The 13,298-nt window shown below is 68.4% G+C and carries 17 protein-coding genes; 5 read left to right on the forward strand and 12 right to left on the reverse strand.

What is annotated here, in order from left to right:
* The 3 genes from ruvB to ruvC are packed head-to-tail and all read right to left on the reverse strand — an operon-like array spanning nucleotide 1 to nucleotide 2,220.
* Entirely contained in the window at nucleotides 1-1,053 is a 1,053-nt protein-coding gene (ruvB, locus tag AC07NN_RS14695) for a Holliday junction branch migration DNA helicase RuvB (protein ID WP_494642155.1), read from the reverse strand.
* A gap of 28 nt (nucleotides 1,054-1,081) precedes the next feature.
* Nucleotides 1,082-1,702: a Holliday junction branch migration protein RuvA gene (ruvA, locus tag AC07NN_RS14700; protein WP_494642159.1), complete on the reverse strand. Its 621-nt coding sequence runs from the start codon at nucleotides 1,700-1,702 to the stop codon at nucleotides 1,082-1,084.
* Entirely contained in the window at nucleotides 1,699-2,220 is a 522-nt protein-coding gene (gene ruvC, locus AC07NN_RS14705) for a crossover junction endodeoxyribonuclease RuvC (RefSeq protein ID WP_494643963.1), read from the reverse strand. Before ruvC ends, ruvA begins: the two co-directional genes overlap by 4 nt.
* A 125-nt stretch (nucleotides 2,221-2,345) precedes the next feature.
* On the opposite strand from ruvC, the gene AC07NN_RS14710 reads away from it, so the two are divergent.
* Nucleotides 2,346-3,770 (forward strand): M20/M25/M40 family metallo-hydrolase, encoded by a 1,425-nt coding sequence (locus AC07NN_RS14710; protein ID WP_494642164.1) that lies wholly within the window; start codon nucleotides 2,346-2,348, stop codon nucleotides 3,768-3,770.
* 199 nt (nucleotides 3,771-3,969) lie between these two features.
* Nucleotides 3,970-4,251 carry a hypothetical protein gene (locus AC07NN_RS14715; RefSeq protein WP_494642169.1) on the forward strand — a complete coding sequence of 94 codons (282 nt, stop codon included), beginning with the start codon at nucleotides 3,970-3,972 and terminating at the stop codon, nucleotides 4,249-4,251.
* Here AC07NN_RS14715 and AC07NN_RS14720 read toward each other — a convergent pair.
* The 4 genes from AC07NN_RS14720 to AC07NN_RS14735 form a co-directional block, all read right to left on the reverse strand.
* Entirely contained in the window at nucleotides 4,248-5,180 is a 933-nt protein-coding gene (locus AC07NN_RS14720) for a nucleoside hydrolase (RefSeq protein ID WP_494642171.1), read from the reverse strand. The two genes, AC07NN_RS14715 and AC07NN_RS14720, sit on opposite strands and share 4 nt — an antisense overlap.
* 38 nt (nucleotides 5,181-5,218) lie before the next feature.
* On the reverse strand, nucleotides 5,219-5,911 hold the full coding sequence (locus AC07NN_RS14725) for an MgtC/SapB family protein (protein ID WP_494642176.1): 693 nt from the start codon (nucleotides 5,909-5,911) through the stop codon (nucleotides 5,219-5,221).
* Between the two features lie 137 nt (nucleotides 5,912-6,048).
* Nucleotides 6,049-7,011: a phosphoribosylaminoimidazolesuccinocarboxamide synthase gene (locus AC07NN_RS14730; protein WP_494642181.1), complete on the reverse strand. Its 963-nt coding sequence runs from the start codon at nucleotides 7,009-7,011 to the stop codon at nucleotides 6,049-6,051.
* 65 nt (nucleotides 7,012-7,076) lie between these two features.
* Nucleotides 7,077-7,832 carry a YebC/PmpR family DNA-binding transcriptional regulator gene (locus tag AC07NN_RS14735; RefSeq protein WP_494642185.1) on the reverse strand — a complete coding sequence of 252 codons (756 nt, stop codon included), beginning with the start codon at nucleotides 7,830-7,832 and terminating at the stop codon, nucleotides 7,077-7,079.
* Between the two features lie 109 nt (nucleotides 7,833-7,941).
* On the opposite strand from AC07NN_RS14735, the gene AC07NN_RS14740 reads away from it, so the two are divergent.
* Nucleotides 7,942-8,211 carry a hypothetical protein gene (locus AC07NN_RS14740; protein ID WP_494642189.1) on the forward strand — a complete coding sequence of 90 codons (270 nt, stop codon included), beginning with the start codon at nucleotides 7,942-7,944 and terminating at the stop codon, nucleotides 8,209-8,211.
* A 78-nt stretch (nucleotides 8,212-8,289) separates the two neighbouring features.
* Entirely contained in the window at nucleotides 8,290-8,940 is a 651-nt protein-coding gene (locus AC07NN_RS14745) for a glutathione S-transferase family protein (protein ID WP_494642192.1), read from the forward strand.
* A gap of 141 nt (nucleotides 8,941-9,081) precedes the next feature.
* On the opposite strand, the gene AC07NN_RS14750 is transcribed toward AC07NN_RS14745, so the two are convergent.
* Together AC07NN_RS14750 and AC07NN_RS14755 are read right to left on the reverse strand one after the other, a co-directional pair.
* Nucleotides 9,082-9,495 carry an organic hydroperoxide resistance protein gene (locus AC07NN_RS14750; RefSeq protein WP_494642197.1) on the reverse strand — a complete coding sequence of 138 codons (414 nt, stop codon included), beginning with the start codon at nucleotides 9,493-9,495 and terminating at the stop codon, nucleotides 9,082-9,084.
* Between the two features lie 85 nt (nucleotides 9,496-9,580).
* Nucleotides 9,581-10,450 carry an alpha/beta fold hydrolase gene (locus tag AC07NN_RS14755; protein ID WP_494642199.1) on the reverse strand — a complete coding sequence of 290 codons (870 nt, stop codon included), beginning with the start codon at nucleotides 10,448-10,450 and terminating at the stop codon, nucleotides 9,581-9,583.
* A 144-nt stretch (nucleotides 10,451-10,594) separates the two neighbouring features.
* On the opposite strand from AC07NN_RS14755, the gene AC07NN_RS14760 reads away from it, so the two are divergent.
* Complete coding sequence (locus tag AC07NN_RS14760) at nucleotides 10,595-11,116, forward strand: hypothetical protein (RefSeq protein ID WP_494642205.1); 522 nt, start codon at nucleotides 10,595-10,597, stop codon at nucleotides 11,114-11,116.
* Nucleotides 11,117-11,278: 162 nt separating this feature from the next.
* On the opposite strand, the gene AC07NN_RS14765 is transcribed toward AC07NN_RS14760, so the two are convergent.
* Genes AC07NN_RS14765 through AC07NN_RS14775 form a run of 3 tightly spaced genes read right to left on the reverse strand, consistent with a single transcriptional unit; the run spans nucleotide 11,279 to nucleotide 13,275 of the window.
* Nucleotides 11,279-12,112, reverse strand: coding sequence for a TIGR00282 family metallophosphoesterase (locus tag AC07NN_RS14765; RefSeq protein ID WP_494642215.1), 834 nt, complete (start codon nucleotides 12,110-12,112; stop codon nucleotides 11,279-11,281).
* Nucleotides 12,113-12,132: 20 nt separating this feature from the next.
* Complete coding sequence (locus tag AC07NN_RS14770; protein WP_494642223.1) at nucleotides 12,133-12,741, reverse strand: 5-formyltetrahydrofolate cyclo-ligase; 609 nt, start codon at nucleotides 12,739-12,741, stop codon at nucleotides 12,133-12,135.
* Nucleotides 12,742-12,753: 12 nt separating this feature from the next.
* A complete protein-coding gene (locus AC07NN_RS14775; protein ID WP_494642231.1) occupies nucleotides 12,754-13,275 on the reverse strand; it encodes a methyltransferase family protein in 522 nt (173 codons plus the stop codon).
* Between the last annotated feature and the right edge of the window lie 23 nt (nucleotides 13,276-13,298).

A 13,298-nucleotide genomic window follows, 5' to 3' on the forward strand; every position in this document is an offset into this window, starting at 1 on the left:
CTACTCGTCGAACAGCGCGCCCTGCGCCGACCCTTGGGCCACGCCCGGAGGCGTGGCGGGCGGGGTCAGGCCCAGGTGCAGATAGGCCTTGCCGCAGGCCATGCGGCCGCGCGGCGTGCGCTGGATGAAGCCCTGCTGCATCAGATACGGCTCGATGACGTCTTCGACGGCGTCACGGGCCTCGGCGATGGCGTAGGCCATGGTCTCCACGCCCACCGGGCCGCCGCCGTAGTTGTCGATCATCGCGCGCAGGTAACGACGGTCCAGGCTGTCGAGGCCGCTCTCGTCGACCTCCAGCCGGGCGAGGGCCATGCCGGCGGCCTTGCGGTCGATGCTCGTGGCGCCGTCGGCGGTGGCGAAGTCGCGGACCCGGCGCAGCAGGCGGCCGGCGACGCGCGGCGTGCCCCGGGCGCGCTTGGCGATCTCGTCGGCCCCGTCGTCGGTCAGGGGCGCGCTCATCTTGCGAGCCGCATGCTGCAGCACGTTGCGCAGCTCGGCCGGGGTGTAGAATTCCAGCCGGATCGGGATCCCGAAGCGGTCGCGCAGCGGCGTCGCCAGCATGCCCGCCCGCGTGGTCGCGGCCACCAGGGTGAAGGGGGCCAGATCGATGCGGATCGAGCGCGCCGACGGCCCCTCGCCGATCACGAGGTCCAGAACGTGGTCCTCCATGGCCGGATAGAGGATCTCCTCGACGTTCGAGGACAGGCGGTGGATCTCGTCGATGAACAGGACGTCGTTCGGCTCGAGATTGGTCAGGATCGCGGCCAGGTCGCCGGGCTTGTTCAGCACCGGACCCGATGTGGCGCGGAAGTTCACGCCCAGCTCGCGGGCGACGATCTGGGCCAGGGTGGTCTTGCCCAGGCCCGGCGGGCCGAACAGCAGCACGTGGTCCAGGGACTCGCCCCGCCCCTTGGCGGCCTCGATGAAGACGCGGAGATTGCCCTTGGCCTGCTCCTGACCGACGAACTCGGCCAGGGTCTGGGGCCGCAGGGCGCGGTCGGTGCTGGGAACCTGGTCGCCGTGCTGGGCCTCGCCGGAGATGATGCGGGTCACGCTTCCCCCCAAATTTCGCGCTTCGCGTTCATCGGCCAAGTTCCTGCAGACCGGCCTTGATCAGCGCCTGCACGGTCGCTTCTTCGCCCAGCTGGGCAGCGGCGGCCTCGACCACGCGGCGGGCGTTCACCTCGGCGACGCCCAGGCCCATCAGGGCGGCGACGGCGTCTCCGGTCGGCGCGGGCTTGGCGGGCGCGCTCGGCGCCGAGCCCGAGGTCGGCGCGGTCATCAGCACCGGCCCGTCGGTGATCGGCTTGTCCTTCAGCTCGGTGACGATGCGCAGGGCCAGCTTCGGGCCCACGCCATTGGCGCGGCCGACGGCGGCCTTGTCCTCGCGAGCGACGGCGGAGGCGAGCTCGGCCGGCGACAGCACGTCCAGCACCGCCATCGCGGCCTTGGGGCCAACGCCCTGGATCGCCTGCAGCAACACGAAGGCCTTGCGGTCCTCGCGCGTGCCGAAGCCGTAGAGCCGCAGGCCCGCGCTCTCGCTCCACTGGCTCTCGATGTGCAGCAGGGTCTCGTCGCCCAGGGCCGGCAGGCGCGAGAGCGTGCGGTGGCCGCAGCGGACGACATAGCCGACGCCCATGACGTCGATCAGGGCCTCTTCCTCGCCGACCTCGGCGACCGCGCCGCGCAGTCTTCCAATCATGCGACTCTCCGATTGGCGACGCGCAGATTGGCGTGGGTGATGGCGACGGCCAAGGCGTCGGCGCAGTCGGCCGTGGTCTTGCCGGCGGTGGGCAGGAGGCGGGCGATCATGAAGCCGATCTGGGCCTTGTCGGCGGCGCCGGTGCCGACCACCGCCTTCTTGACCAGGCGCGTGGAATACTCCGCGACCAGCAGGCCGGCGCGGGCTGGAGCGATCAGGGCGGCGGCGCGGGCGTGGCCCAGCTTCAGGGTCGACTGGGCGTTGGTGTTGAGGAACACCTCCTCGACCGCCGCCTCGTCGGGCTGGTGCTGCTCGATCACGGCGCTGATGCCTTCGAACAGATGCAGCAGGCGCTGGGCGAAGTCGGCCTTCTCGTCGGGAACGATGACGCCGTGGGCGACGTGGCTCATGCGCGAGCCCTCGACTGTCAGCACGCCCCAACCGGTGCGGCGCAGGCCGGGATCGAGGCCCAAGATTCGGATCGGAGCGCGATTCATGTTCATCATGTGTTCTCGCAACATCGTCTGTTCCGCGTCCGAGGAAAAGCCCCTGTATTGCTAACGAGCGGTAAACGCCGCCCCTTGCGCGCAACCGCGAGGCAAGCTCTGCTCTGCCTCAACAGTTCTTTGGGGAGATGATTTCGATGAAGCGGGCGGTTTGGATGATGGCGGGCGCTGTGATGGCCCTCGCGACCGGTGCGGCGGCCCAGACGGCCGAGCCCCCCAAGACCGTCCGCCCCGACCAGCTGGTCTTCCGCGACCTCTACAAGGAGCTGGTCGAGATCAACACCACGCTGTCGGTCGGCAGCTGCACCGCCGCCGCCGAGGCCATGGGCGCGCGGCTGAAGGCGGCCGGTTTCCCCGAGGCCGACGTCAAGGTCGTGGTCGGCGACGGCCATCCCAAGGAAGGCAGCCTGGTGGCGGTGCTGAAAGGGACGGACGCCAAGGTGAAGCCGATTCTGCTGCTGGCCCATATCGACGTGGTCGAGGCCAAGCGCGAGGACTGGACCCGCGATCCGTTCAAGCTGGTTGAGGAGAACGGCTATTTCTTCGGGCGCGGCACGTCGGACGACAAGGCCCAGGCGGCCATCTGGGTCGACAGCCTGATCCGCCTGAAGCAGTCGGGCTACAAGCCCGCCCGCGACATCAAGATGGCCCTGACCTGCGGCGAGGAGAGCGAGGCCTATAACGGCATCGAGGACTTGGTGAAGAACCACCGCCCCCTGGTCGACGCCGAATTCGCCCTCAACGAAGGCGCCGACGGCCTGCTGGACGAGCACGACAAGCCGGTCGTGCTGGAGGTCCAGGCAGGCGAGAAGGTCTATCAGGACTTCACCCTGACCGTGACCAATCCGGGCGGCCACTCCAGCCGACCGGTGCCGAGCAACGCCATCTACCAGCTGACGGCGGCCCTGAACCGGATCGGCGCCTACCAGTTCCCGCCGCGCTTCAACGACGCCACGCGCGGCTACTTCACCCAGATGCAGGCTCGGGTGACGCCCGAGCAGTCGGCGGCGATGAAGGCCCTGGTGGCCAATATCAACGACCCGGCGGCCCTGTCGGTGGTGACCAAGGATCCGATGTGGAACTCGGTGCTGCGCACCACCTGCGTGGCCACCATGGTCAGCGCCGGCCATGCGCCCAACGCCCTGCCCCAGCGCGCCACCGCCAACGTCAACTGCCGCATCCTGCCCGGCACGCCGATCGACGAGGTGAAGGCCAAGCTGACCGAGCTCGCCGCCGATCCGGCCGTCGCCGTGACCCTGGCCCACGAGTCCAAGCCCGCCTCGCCCCCGCCGCCCCTGACCCCTGCGATCATGGGCCCGATCCAGAAGAAAGCCGCCAAGCTGTGGCCAGGCGTTCCGATCGTCCCGATCCTGCTGACCGGCGCCACCGACGGGGTGCACACCAACGCCGGCGGCATCCCGACCTACGGCGTCTCGGGCCTGTTCGGCAGCTCGGACGGCGACGGCATCCACGGCCTGAACGAACGCATGCGGGTCAAGTCGCTCTACGAGGGCCGGGACTTCCTGTACGGCCTGATCAAGGACTATGCGGGCGGCAAATAAGCTTAGCGCTTCCCTCTCCCCTTGCGGGAGAGGGTGGCCGCCGGAGGCGGTCGGGTGAGGGGTCACGCCGACCTGTCCGACAGGCCTTTCAACCCCTCATCTGTCGGCTCCGCCGACACCTTCTCCCGCAAGGGGAGAAGGGGACTAGAAACCTCGCCCCGCCTCCCCATCTCCTCCCCAACGACAAAGGGAGACGCCGATGGTCAGTACGTCGGACGATGGGATCCTGACCGAGTACATGGTCAGCTACTGGTCGATGAAGCACGAGAAGATCGAGCGTCCGACCAAGCTCCTCGAAACCCTCTACATCACGGAGAAGTACCGAGCCGGCGAGGACCTGAGCTTCGCGCGCAGCCGCTACGACCACGCGGTCTGGAACGGCGTGCCGGTGTCGGAGATGGACCGCCGCCTGGCCGATCTCGACCAGTTCATGCGCGACCTCGTCCGCGAACGCGCGGCGCAGTGGGGCCAGCCGCACTAGGCCGCTTCCACAGCGCTCCAGCCGAACAAGCCGCCGACGATCATGCGCTTGACGGCCGCGACGTCGAGGCCCGTGCAGACCTCGGCGTTGGGCGCGCCGTCCACGCGGTCGATGCGGCCCTGGCGCTCGCCGTCGACGGTGACCCGCAGCCTCGCGGGCTCGAAGGTGAAGAGTTCGGGCGCGACGAGGGCGGCGGCGGCCACGGCGTCGTGCGGTCGGCAGCCCTCGCCGCCCCAGACCTGCTGGTGGAAGGCGATATAGGGACCGGCCGCCTTGGTCAGGCGCACCGACAGGGGCGAGCCGCAGCAGACCGCGCCCTTCGAGAGATCTTCGGCGGTCACCACCACCTGGTGGCTCACGTCCAGCGGGATGAGGCGCGGCATGACCTGGCCGTCCAGCGCGCGCTGCAAGGCTTCGGGATCGCTCCAGCTGTTGAAGTCCGCGCCGCCGTGGGCCTTGCCCTCGACGGCGAAGGCGCCGGCCATGATCGTCGGGCGCCAGTCGCGGAAGGCGGCGGGGTCCTCCAGCAGGCTCTTGGCCAGGTTGGTCAGAGGGCCGAGGAACAGGCCGGTGATCTTGCGACGCGCGGCGAAGGCCAGGAAGTTGGCCGAGTGGCCGCGCTCCAGCTCCGGAAGTTTCCAGCGCTGCGAGAAGCCCAGGCCGTTCAGGCCATCGACGCCGTGGGCCGGCCGCATCCGCTCGACGCGGCGGCGGGCCAGGCCCGAACCGGCGCCGATATAGACCTCGGCCCCGCAGCCGGCGAGGCGCAGAACACCCCGGGCGTTGGCGGCGGCCTGATCGACATAGGTGTTGCCGAACACGGCCGAGACCGAGACCACCTCGACCGCCTGCCGCGACCGCGCCAGCAGGGCCAGAGCCAGGGCGTCGTCCACGCCGCAATCGGTGTCGATGTGAACCCGCAGGACCATGGCGGGCACTTTAGCCGCGCCCTGTGACGGGGAGAAGATCAGTCCTTACGCGGCAGGATATCGAACTCGATCACCCTCGGGTCGGCGCGCAATCGGTGCGCCACCTCGCGCAGGCGCAGGGCGCCCTTGCCCGAGAACGAGCCGGCCAGCTCGAACACCGCCCCGCCGTCGTGCAGGCAATGGTTCAGGCGCTCGCCCTTCAGGTCGTACTCGGCCAGCAGGGCGCGCAACTCCGACTCATCCAGCGGGGTCTCGCGGCGCGAGCGGACGGCGACCTCGGTGAAGTTCTTCTGCGGCATGGTGCGGTCCAGCAGGCGGGCGGCGCTGAGGGTGACCACCGCCAGCACCGTCCCCAGGATCGCCAGGCCGTACAGCCCGACGCCGAACAGGGTGCCGATCGCCGAGGTGATCCACAGCGAGGCCGCCGTGGTCAGGCCGTGGACGGAGACGCCCTGCTGGAAGATCACCCCGCCACACAGGAAGCCGACGCCGGTCAGCACGCCGTGGGCCATGCGGACGGGGTCGATGCGCAGGGCGCCGGCGCTCTCTTCCGGCATCCACTTCACCTGATGCACGGCGGCCAGCATCAAGAGCGCCGAGGCCAAGGCGACCAGCACATGGGTGCGCAGGCCGGCGGGTCGGCTGCGATACTCGCGCTCGAAGCCGATGGCGCCGCCGGCGATCAGCGCGCCGAGGATGGGGAGCAGTTCAGCGGGAGCCAGCCAGTCCATGCCGGCTGTAACGGGCGGAGAGGCGGGGAGGCTCCCACCCAAGCTGTCATCCCGGGCGAAGACCCGGGACCGCCGGAAGCTCGGCGCTTGGGGCGGTCCCGGCTCGGCGCGCTTCGCGCTTGGCCGGGATGACAGGTTTAGTGAGCCAGATAAGCGTCCAGGTTCCGCTTCACCCGCGCCAGCACCGGCTCGTCGCCCGCCGGCCGCTCGAAGCTTTGCCCCGTGATCGTCTCGAAGGCCTCGACATAGACGTCGGAGGTCGACTGGATGATCGCCTCGGGGATCTCCGGAATCGGGTCGTTGTAAGGGTCGCAGCGCTGGGCCACCCAGGCGCGGACGACGTCCTTGTCGAAGCTGTCGGGACGCTCGCCGGCCTCGAACCGCGCATCGTAGGTCGCGGCCTTCCAGAAGCGGCTGCTGTCGGGGGTGTGGATCTCGTCGGCCAGGACGATGCGGCCGTCAGCGTCGAGACCGAACTCGTACTTGGTGTCGGCCAGGATCAGGCCGCGCTGGGCCGCGATCTCCTGGCCGCGCGCGAACAGGGCCAGGGCGTAGGCGCTGAGCGTGTCCCACTGCTGCGCCGTCAGCAGGCCCTGATCCAGGATCTGGGCCGGCGACAGCGGCGCGTCGTGGTCGCCGTCGGCGGCCTTGCTGGTCGGGGTCAGGATCGGCTGCGGCAGGCGCTGGTTGGCGCGCAGGCCGTCAGGCAGGGTCACGCCGTACATCGCGCGCTCGCCCTTGTTGTAGAGCGTCAGGATCGAGGTCGAGGTCGTGCCGGCCAGGTAACCGCGCACCACCAGCTCGACCGGCAGCATCTCCAGCCGCTGGCCGATCAGCACGTTCGGGTCCGGATAGGCCACGACATGGTTGGGGCAGATGTCGGCGGTGGCGTCGAACCAGAACCGCGCCGTCTGCGTCAGCACCTGGCCCTTGTAGGGCACGGCGCACAGGTTGCGGTCGAAGGCGCTGAGGCGGTCCGAGGCGACGATCACCCGGCGACCGTCCGGCAGGTCGTAATTGTCCCGCACCTTGCCGCGATAGTGGTTGGGCAGGCCGGGAAGATCGACGACAGCCAGGGCGTTCTGGACGGAAAGGCTCACCAGGACCTCGGTCTTCTTGGCGCTACAAAGGAGAAGGGGAGGCCCGCGAGCCTCCCCCGAATTCATCAACCCAGCTTGGCCAGGTCTTCGTCGCTGATGTCTTCGTTCGAGTAGACGTTCTGGACGTCGTCGTCGTCGTCCAGCAGGTCGAGCAGCTTCATCAGGGTGGCCACCGAGTCGCCGGTGACCGGGACCTGCATCTTCGGACGCCAGGCGATCTTGGTGTTCGAGGCCGCGCCGAACTTGGCTTCCAGGGCCGCCGCCACTTCGTTCAGGCTCTCGAAGGCGGTGTAGACGGTGTGGCCTTCGCCTTCCTCGCCCATGTCCGAGGTGACGTCGTCGGCGCCGGCCTCGATGGCGGCTTCCATCATGTCGTCTTCCGACGCGGCCTTGGCCGGATAGGTGATCTGGCCGACGTGATCGAAGTTGAAGGTCACCGAACCGGTAGCCCCCATGTTGCCGCCGATCTTGGTGAAGTAGGACCGGACATTGGCGGCGGCGCGGTTCTTGTTGTCGGTCAGGACCTCGACGATGATGCCGACGCCGCCGGCGGCGACGCCTTCATAGCGGATTTCCGAGTAGTCGGCCGCGTCGCCCATCTGCGACTTCTTGATCGCGCGGTCGATGACGTCCTTGGGCAGGCTTTCGGCCTTGGCGTTGTTCACGGCCAGGCGCAGGCGCGGGTTCATGGCCGGATCGGGCAGGCCGGTCTTGGCCGCCACGGTGATTTCCCGCGACAGCTTGGAGAACAGCTTCGAGCGCGCGGCGTCGGCGCGGCCCTTGCGGTGCATGATGTTCTTGAATTTCGAGTGGCCAGCCATTGAAGAGGCTCTGTCTCTGGTCTGAAAATGGAGTGTGGGCGCTTCTAGCGCTCCGGACGCCACATTGTCATCCTCCAAGCTGCGAAGCCGTTCGCAGGAGGCCGCCTCGATGACCACGCTCGACTCTCCGCCTGAAGCCCCCGCCCCGGATCATGAGCCCGTCGCGGCGAAGCCTGAAGCGCGAGCCCTGGGGGCCGGCGCGCTGGGAACCGCGGCATTGGGCTCGGCCGCCTTGGGCGCCCTGATGATCGGAGCTGTGGCCATCGGCGCCGTGGCGATCGGGACCCTGGCGATCGGCCGGCTGCGCCTGGGCAGGACCCGGATCCGCCGACTGGAGATCGACGAGCTGATCGTCCACCGCGTCTCGCCGCCGCGCTAGGGCGAGGCGCGGCTTGCCGTGTCGCCGTCCTTGATCTAACACTTAGGCAATTACTTTAGTTTATGGAGACGCGATCCCATGAGCCTGACGCTGCACGCCCACCCGCTGTCCTCGTTCTGCTGGAAGGTGCTGATCGGCTTCTACGAGAACGACATCGCCTTCGAGAACGCGATGGTGAACCTGGGCGATCCGGACGGGCGCGCGGCGTTCCTGAAGCTGTCGCCGATGGGCAAGATGCCGGCCCTGCGGGACGACGCCCGCGACGAGACGGTGAACGAGAGCAGCGTCATCCTCGACTATCTGGACGCCCACTATCCGGGCCCGGTGCGGTTCGTGCCGACCAATGCGGACTTCGCCTGGCGGATGCGGTTCTGGGATCGCTTCTTCGACCACTATGTCCACCATCCGATGCAGCGGATCATCGCCGACCGCCTGCGCCCCAAGGAGGCCAAGGACGGCTTCGGGGTCGACGAGGCCTACGCCCAGCTGGCGCAGGCCTGCGACCATCTGGAGAGCACGCTGGCGGACGGCCGCGTCTGGATGTGCGGCGACTTCGGCCTGGCCGACTGCGCGGCGTTCCCGGCCCTGTTCTACGCCGACAAGGTCCAGGCTCTGGGCGAGCGCTGGCCACGCTGCCTGGCCTATCTGGAACGGCTGAAGGCCCGGCCGTCGGCGCAGCGCGTGCTGACCGAGGCCGAGCCGTTCTTCCAGTATTTCCCGACCCAATAACCCGATCTTCCCGGCGAAAGCCGGGACCCAGATCTCAAAGCGTTTGGGCTGATTGGAAAATCGCGGCGTTCATAGAACCCGCCTCAAAGCCCTTCCATCTGGGCCCCGGCATTCGCCGGGGAGGTCGGAGTTTGATGTGGCTCACGCCACTTCCAGCGCCACGTCCACATTGCCCCGCGTCGCCTTCGAGTACGGGCAGACCTCGTGGGCCGCGTGCAGCAGCTTCTCGGCCGTCTCGCGGTCCAGTTCCGGCGCGGTCAGCTTCAGGCGCACGCCGACGTGGAAGCTGGTGTCGTCCTTGATCAGGTCGACCTCGGCGTCGAGGCTGTGCTCGCCCAGCTTGACGCCCTGGTTGCGGGCCACCAGGCCCAGCGCGCCCAGGAAGCAGGCCGAATAGCCGGCCGCGAACAGCGACTCCGGATTGGTGCCGTCGCCGCTGCCGCCCATCGACTTCGGGAAGGCCAGCTTGACGTCCAGGTGGCCGTCGTCCGCCTTGGCGGTCCCGTTGCGGCCGCCCACGGCATGGGCGTGAGCGGTGTAGATGGCGTCGGTCATGGGAGGCTCCTGCTCGCTGAAGGCGAGACCCTGAGCCTTGGTTGTGACAGGCGCAAGCGCCGGCGACTTGAACGAACCGACGGTCCTAGCCGCCGCGCGAGGTAGTTCGCACGAAGGTGGCGATATGGGCGGCGCTGGCTTCCGGATGCTGGTGCTGCGGCCCGTGGCCGGCGTTCGGGAAGGTGACCAGCTGCAACGTCGGCAGTTGCTGGTTCAGGGCGTACCAGTTCTCGATCGGGAAGCTGATGTCGTGGTCGCCACCGACGTGCAGGATCGGGATGTCGGTGGTCTTGAGGAGCTCCAGGATCGGCTCGGCCGGGAACGGCGCGGTCTTGACCTTGTCTCCCAGCAGCTCGGCGGCCCATTCGCGCGGCACGGGCGGGCTGAGATCGAGGGTTCGGGCGGCGATGCGGTCGTGCGAGGCCTTGGCGGCGGCGCGGCTGGCCTCGGACCTGGGCTCGAAGAACAGGATGACCTCGTCCTCGAAGTCGTTGTCCTTGCGGGCGGTGTCGTAGAACAGCTTCTCGGGCGGCTTGATATAGGTGCCGGGCGGGCCGCTGCCGATCAGCACGACGTGGCTGATGAGGTCCGGAAACAGCGCCAGCGCCGCCTGGGCCGCCAGACCGCCCAGCGACCAGCCGCCCAGCACGACGTCCTTCAGGTCCAGCGCCTTGATCAGGTCGCTGGCGTCCTTGGCCAGGGCGAAGGGGTTCAGGGTCTTCTCACCGGTCGAATTGCCCGTGCCGCTGTAGTCGAAGGTGACGACCCGGAAGCCCTCGGCGACCAGGGCGTCCAGGAACGCAGGGTCCCAGGCATCCATCGTGCCCCGGAACCGCACGGCCAGCACCAGCGGCACGCCGACCCCGATCGAGCGATAGGCGAGCCTGCGCCCATCGACCTCGACATACTGGGTGGGCGCGTTGACGGCGGTGACGAGCGGCGTGACGGCGTTCATGGCGGCGGTCCTTCCGGGTGATGGGAGGACGGTAGGGCCGGGACCTGCGTGACGATTGAACGATCCTGACAGAGCTCGAACTCAGCCGTTGCGCGTCATCATTTCAAATGCAACCTATAGATATATTTTTACTTGAGACACGGCATGGGAAAGTCGCCAAATCAACTGCCCGACCTCTACTGGGCGCAGCTACGACAGGTGAAGGCGGCCGGCCTCTATATGCGCCTGTATCGCAACAGGCTCGCCAAACAACTGAGGGCGGTCGAACTGATCAAGGCCGTGAGCTCCAGCGGCGCGATCGCCGCCTGGGTGATCTGGAAAGACCTGCCCTTGCTTTGGTCGGCCATTATCGCGGCGGCCCAACTGCTGGATGTTCTCAAGGGCGTCCTCCCCTTCGCCAAGCTGCATCGCGCGGCCAGTGACCTGACGGTCGCCATGGAGATGATCTGGATCGACGCCGATGCCGAGTGGACAGACATCTATGCCGGGCGCTTGACCGACCAGGAAATCACCAAGCGGCTGCAAAAGCTGCGCAGGTTGGTGCTGGAAGCCGAGAACAAGCATTTCCCGGACGGTTTCGAAGCCGACGTCAAACTGGCCGCACTGGCGGAACGAGAGACGAAAAGCTACCTTAGGATAACCTACGAGGACGAGGTGAAGTCGTGAGCCCTCAGGATCGGAAGATGTCCCCGCAAGACGGCCAGAAGTGGCCTGGGTCCAGCTTCCCCGTATTCAAGGTCGATGTTCCGATGCCCTCGGGCACTGCCCCGCCGCGCTCCGCGCCTACGACAGCGAACGCTCCGCCGCCGAAGCGCTGATCGGAACCGCTCAGGCCTCGGGAATCGTCTGCTTCAGCCGCCCGCCCACCCGGATCGGCTCGACCCGCACCGCCAGGCCCGTGCGGTCGTCGGTCTCGACGAACACGCCGCACACCGTCGCCGGACCGCTGGCCGGCGTATAGCGCCCACCGCTGATCTTGGTGGTGAAGCGCCGCAGCGGTTCGTCCTTCTGGTTGCCGATGACGCTGTCATAGTCGGCGCAAGCGCCGGCGTCGGTCTGGTAGGCGGTGCCGCCCGGCAGGACCTGGCAGTCGGCGGTCGGGACGTGGGTGTGGGTGCCGACCACCAGCGAGGCGCGGCCGTCGCAATAGTGGCCCATGGCCATCTTCTCGGAGGTCGCCTCGCAGTGCATGTCGACGATCACCGCGTCGGCCACCTGGCCCAGCGGGGCCTTGTCCAGCTCGCGGTCGGCGGCGGCGAAGGGGTCGTCCATGGCGTCCATGTGCACCCGGCCCAGCAGGTTCACCACGAACACGGTCTTGCCCGAGTCCGTCTGGAACAGGTGGCTGCCGCGCCCCGGGGCGTCCGACAGGATCGGGTAGTTGGCCGGGCGGATCAGGCGCGGCTCGCGGACGATATAGGTCAGGGCCTCGCGCTGATCCCAGCTGTGATTGCCCAGGGTCAGGCAGTCGGCGCCGGCGTCGAACAGCTCGCGCGCGGTGTTCTCGGTGATGCCGAAGCCCGCGGCCGCGTTCTCGGCGTTGATGATCACGAACTCGAGCCCGAGACGGCGGCGGAGATCGGGCAGATGGTCGGCCAGGCCGTCGCGGCCCGACTTGCCGACGACATCACCGAAGAAGGCGAAACGCATCAGAAGTCCCAAAAAGCGGTATGGAGCGGGCTTTAGCCGCCTATGTGCTTGACCGCCATATACTCTTTTTCGGTGAGGATCGCGTCCAGCCTTTGATCGTGCGGCTCCTGCGGCAAATTGGCCGCTTCCTGGCCGCTGTAGGCGAGGCCCAGGACGAAGACCTTTTTCCGAGCCCGCAAAGCTTCCAGCGCCCGGTCGTAATAGCCTCCGCCCTGCCCCAGCCGCACGCCGTTGGCCTGGAAGGCCAGCAGCGGGGTGATCACCAGATCGGGCTCCAGCACCGCCTGCCCGGGCGGCGGCGAGCGCAGGCCGATGGCGTCGTGGACCAGGGGCCGCTTCGGGTCCCAGGCGCGGAACACCATGCGGCCGGCCTCGGCGTCCTCGACGGCGGGCAGGGCCAGTGTCCAGCCGGCCTCGCGCATCTGGTCGGCCAGGATGCGCGGCGACACCTCCGAACCCAGGCCGTGATAGAGCGCCACGACCTTGCCGGCGGGTTTGGGGAACAGCTTGGCCAAGGGCTCGCGAGCGACCTCGGCGATCATCCAGTCGGCCTCGGGGTGCTCCGTCGCCAGCCGCTTGCGCTGGTTGCGCAGGAAGACGCGCAGGGCGGTCTTGGCCACGACGGGATCGGTGATGGTCATGACGCTGGAGTGTCACTCCGAGGGCCCGGCCGCAACCTCCCCCTTCCAGGGTGTAACGCGCGGCAGCCAGCTCGGCACGGCGGCGCGGTAGGCGTCGTAGCTGGAGTGAGCGGCGGAAAGGGTCGGCTCTTCGTAGAAGACCACGAACAGATGCGTGGTCAGCCAGACGGCGAGGCCGTAGACCAGCGTAGACAGGCTCGCGAACAGCAGCCCCTGCCCCAGGATCAGGCCGACCACCGCCACGTACATCGGGTTGCGCACGAAGCGATACGGCACGCTGGCCACCAGACCTTCCGTCGGCGCGATCGGAGCGGGCGTGCCGCGACCTTCCCAGGCGAAGCGCGCGAAGGCGTCCAGCAGCAACAGCGCGGCGGGGGCTATCAGGACGACGCCCAGCCAGCGCAAGGGCGTGAGGCCCAGCAGGGCCGGCGCGAACCGCCAGTGATTCAGGAGATAGGGAACAAGCCCCGCCACCACGCCCGGCGCGGCGAACAGGAAGACGACCGTGCCCAGAACCGAACGCGTGCGCCCCATGGGCTCATCCGTCTAGGGAGGAA

Source organism: Caulobacter sp. GW821-FHT09H08 (assembly GCF_059415885.1).

What these genes read in the sequence shown, in the direction of transcription:
- AC07NN_RS14725 (WP_494642176.1), bottom strand. Translation starts at nt 5,911, where the DNA reads ATGGACTGGCTGGCTCCCGCTGAACTGCTCCCCATCCTCGGCGCGCTG.
- AC07NN_RS14710 (WP_494642164.1), top strand. Translation starts at nt 2,346, where the DNA reads ATGAAGCGGGCGGTTTGGATGATGGCGGGCGCTGTGATGGCCCTCGCG.
- AC07NN_RS14720 (WP_494642171.1), bottom strand. Translation starts at nt 5,180, where the DNA reads ATGGTCCTGCGGGTTCACATCGACACCGATTGCGGCGTGGACGACGCC.
- AC07NN_RS14715 (WP_494642169.1), top strand. Translation starts at nt 3,970, where the DNA reads ATGGTCAGTACGTCGGACGATGGGATCCTGACCGAGTACATGGTCAGC.
- AC07NN_RS14740 (WP_494642189.1), top strand. Translation starts at nt 7,942, where the DNA reads ATGACCACGCTCGACTCTCCGCCTGAAGCCCCCGCCCCGGATCATGAG.
- AC07NN_RS14770 (WP_494642223.1), bottom strand. Translation starts at nt 12,741, where the DNA reads ATGACCATCACCGATCCCGTCGTGGCCAAGACCGCCCTGCGCGTCTTC.
- AC07NN_RS14755 (WP_494642199.1), bottom strand. Translation starts at nt 10,450, where the DNA reads ATGAACGCCGTCACGCCGCTCGTCACCGCCGTCAACGCGCCCACCCAG.
- AC07NN_RS14735 (WP_494642185.1), bottom strand. Translation starts at nt 7,832, where the DNA reads ATGGCTGGCCACTCGAAATTCAAGAACATCATGCACCGCAAGGGCCGC.
- AC07NN_RS14760 (WP_494642205.1), top strand. Translation starts at nt 10,595, where the DNA reads ATGGGAAAGTCGCCAAATCAACTGCCCGACCTCTACTGGGCGCAGCTA.
- AC07NN_RS14750 (WP_494642197.1), bottom strand. Translation starts at nt 9,495, where the DNA reads ATGACCGACGCCATCTACACCGCTCACGCCCATGCCGTGGGCGGCCGC.
- AC07NN_RS14775 (WP_494642231.1), bottom strand. Translation starts at nt 13,275, where the DNA reads ATGGGGCGCACGCGTTCGGTTCTGGGCACGGTCGTCTTCCTGTTCGCC.
- ruvA (WP_494642159.1), bottom strand. Translation starts at nt 1,702, where the DNA reads ATGATTGGAAGACTGCGCGGCGCGGTCGCCGAGGTCGGCGAGGAAGAG.
- AC07NN_RS14745 (WP_494642192.1), top strand. Translation starts at nt 8,290, where the DNA reads ATGAGCCTGACGCTGCACGCCCACCCGCTGTCCTCGTTCTGCTGGAAG.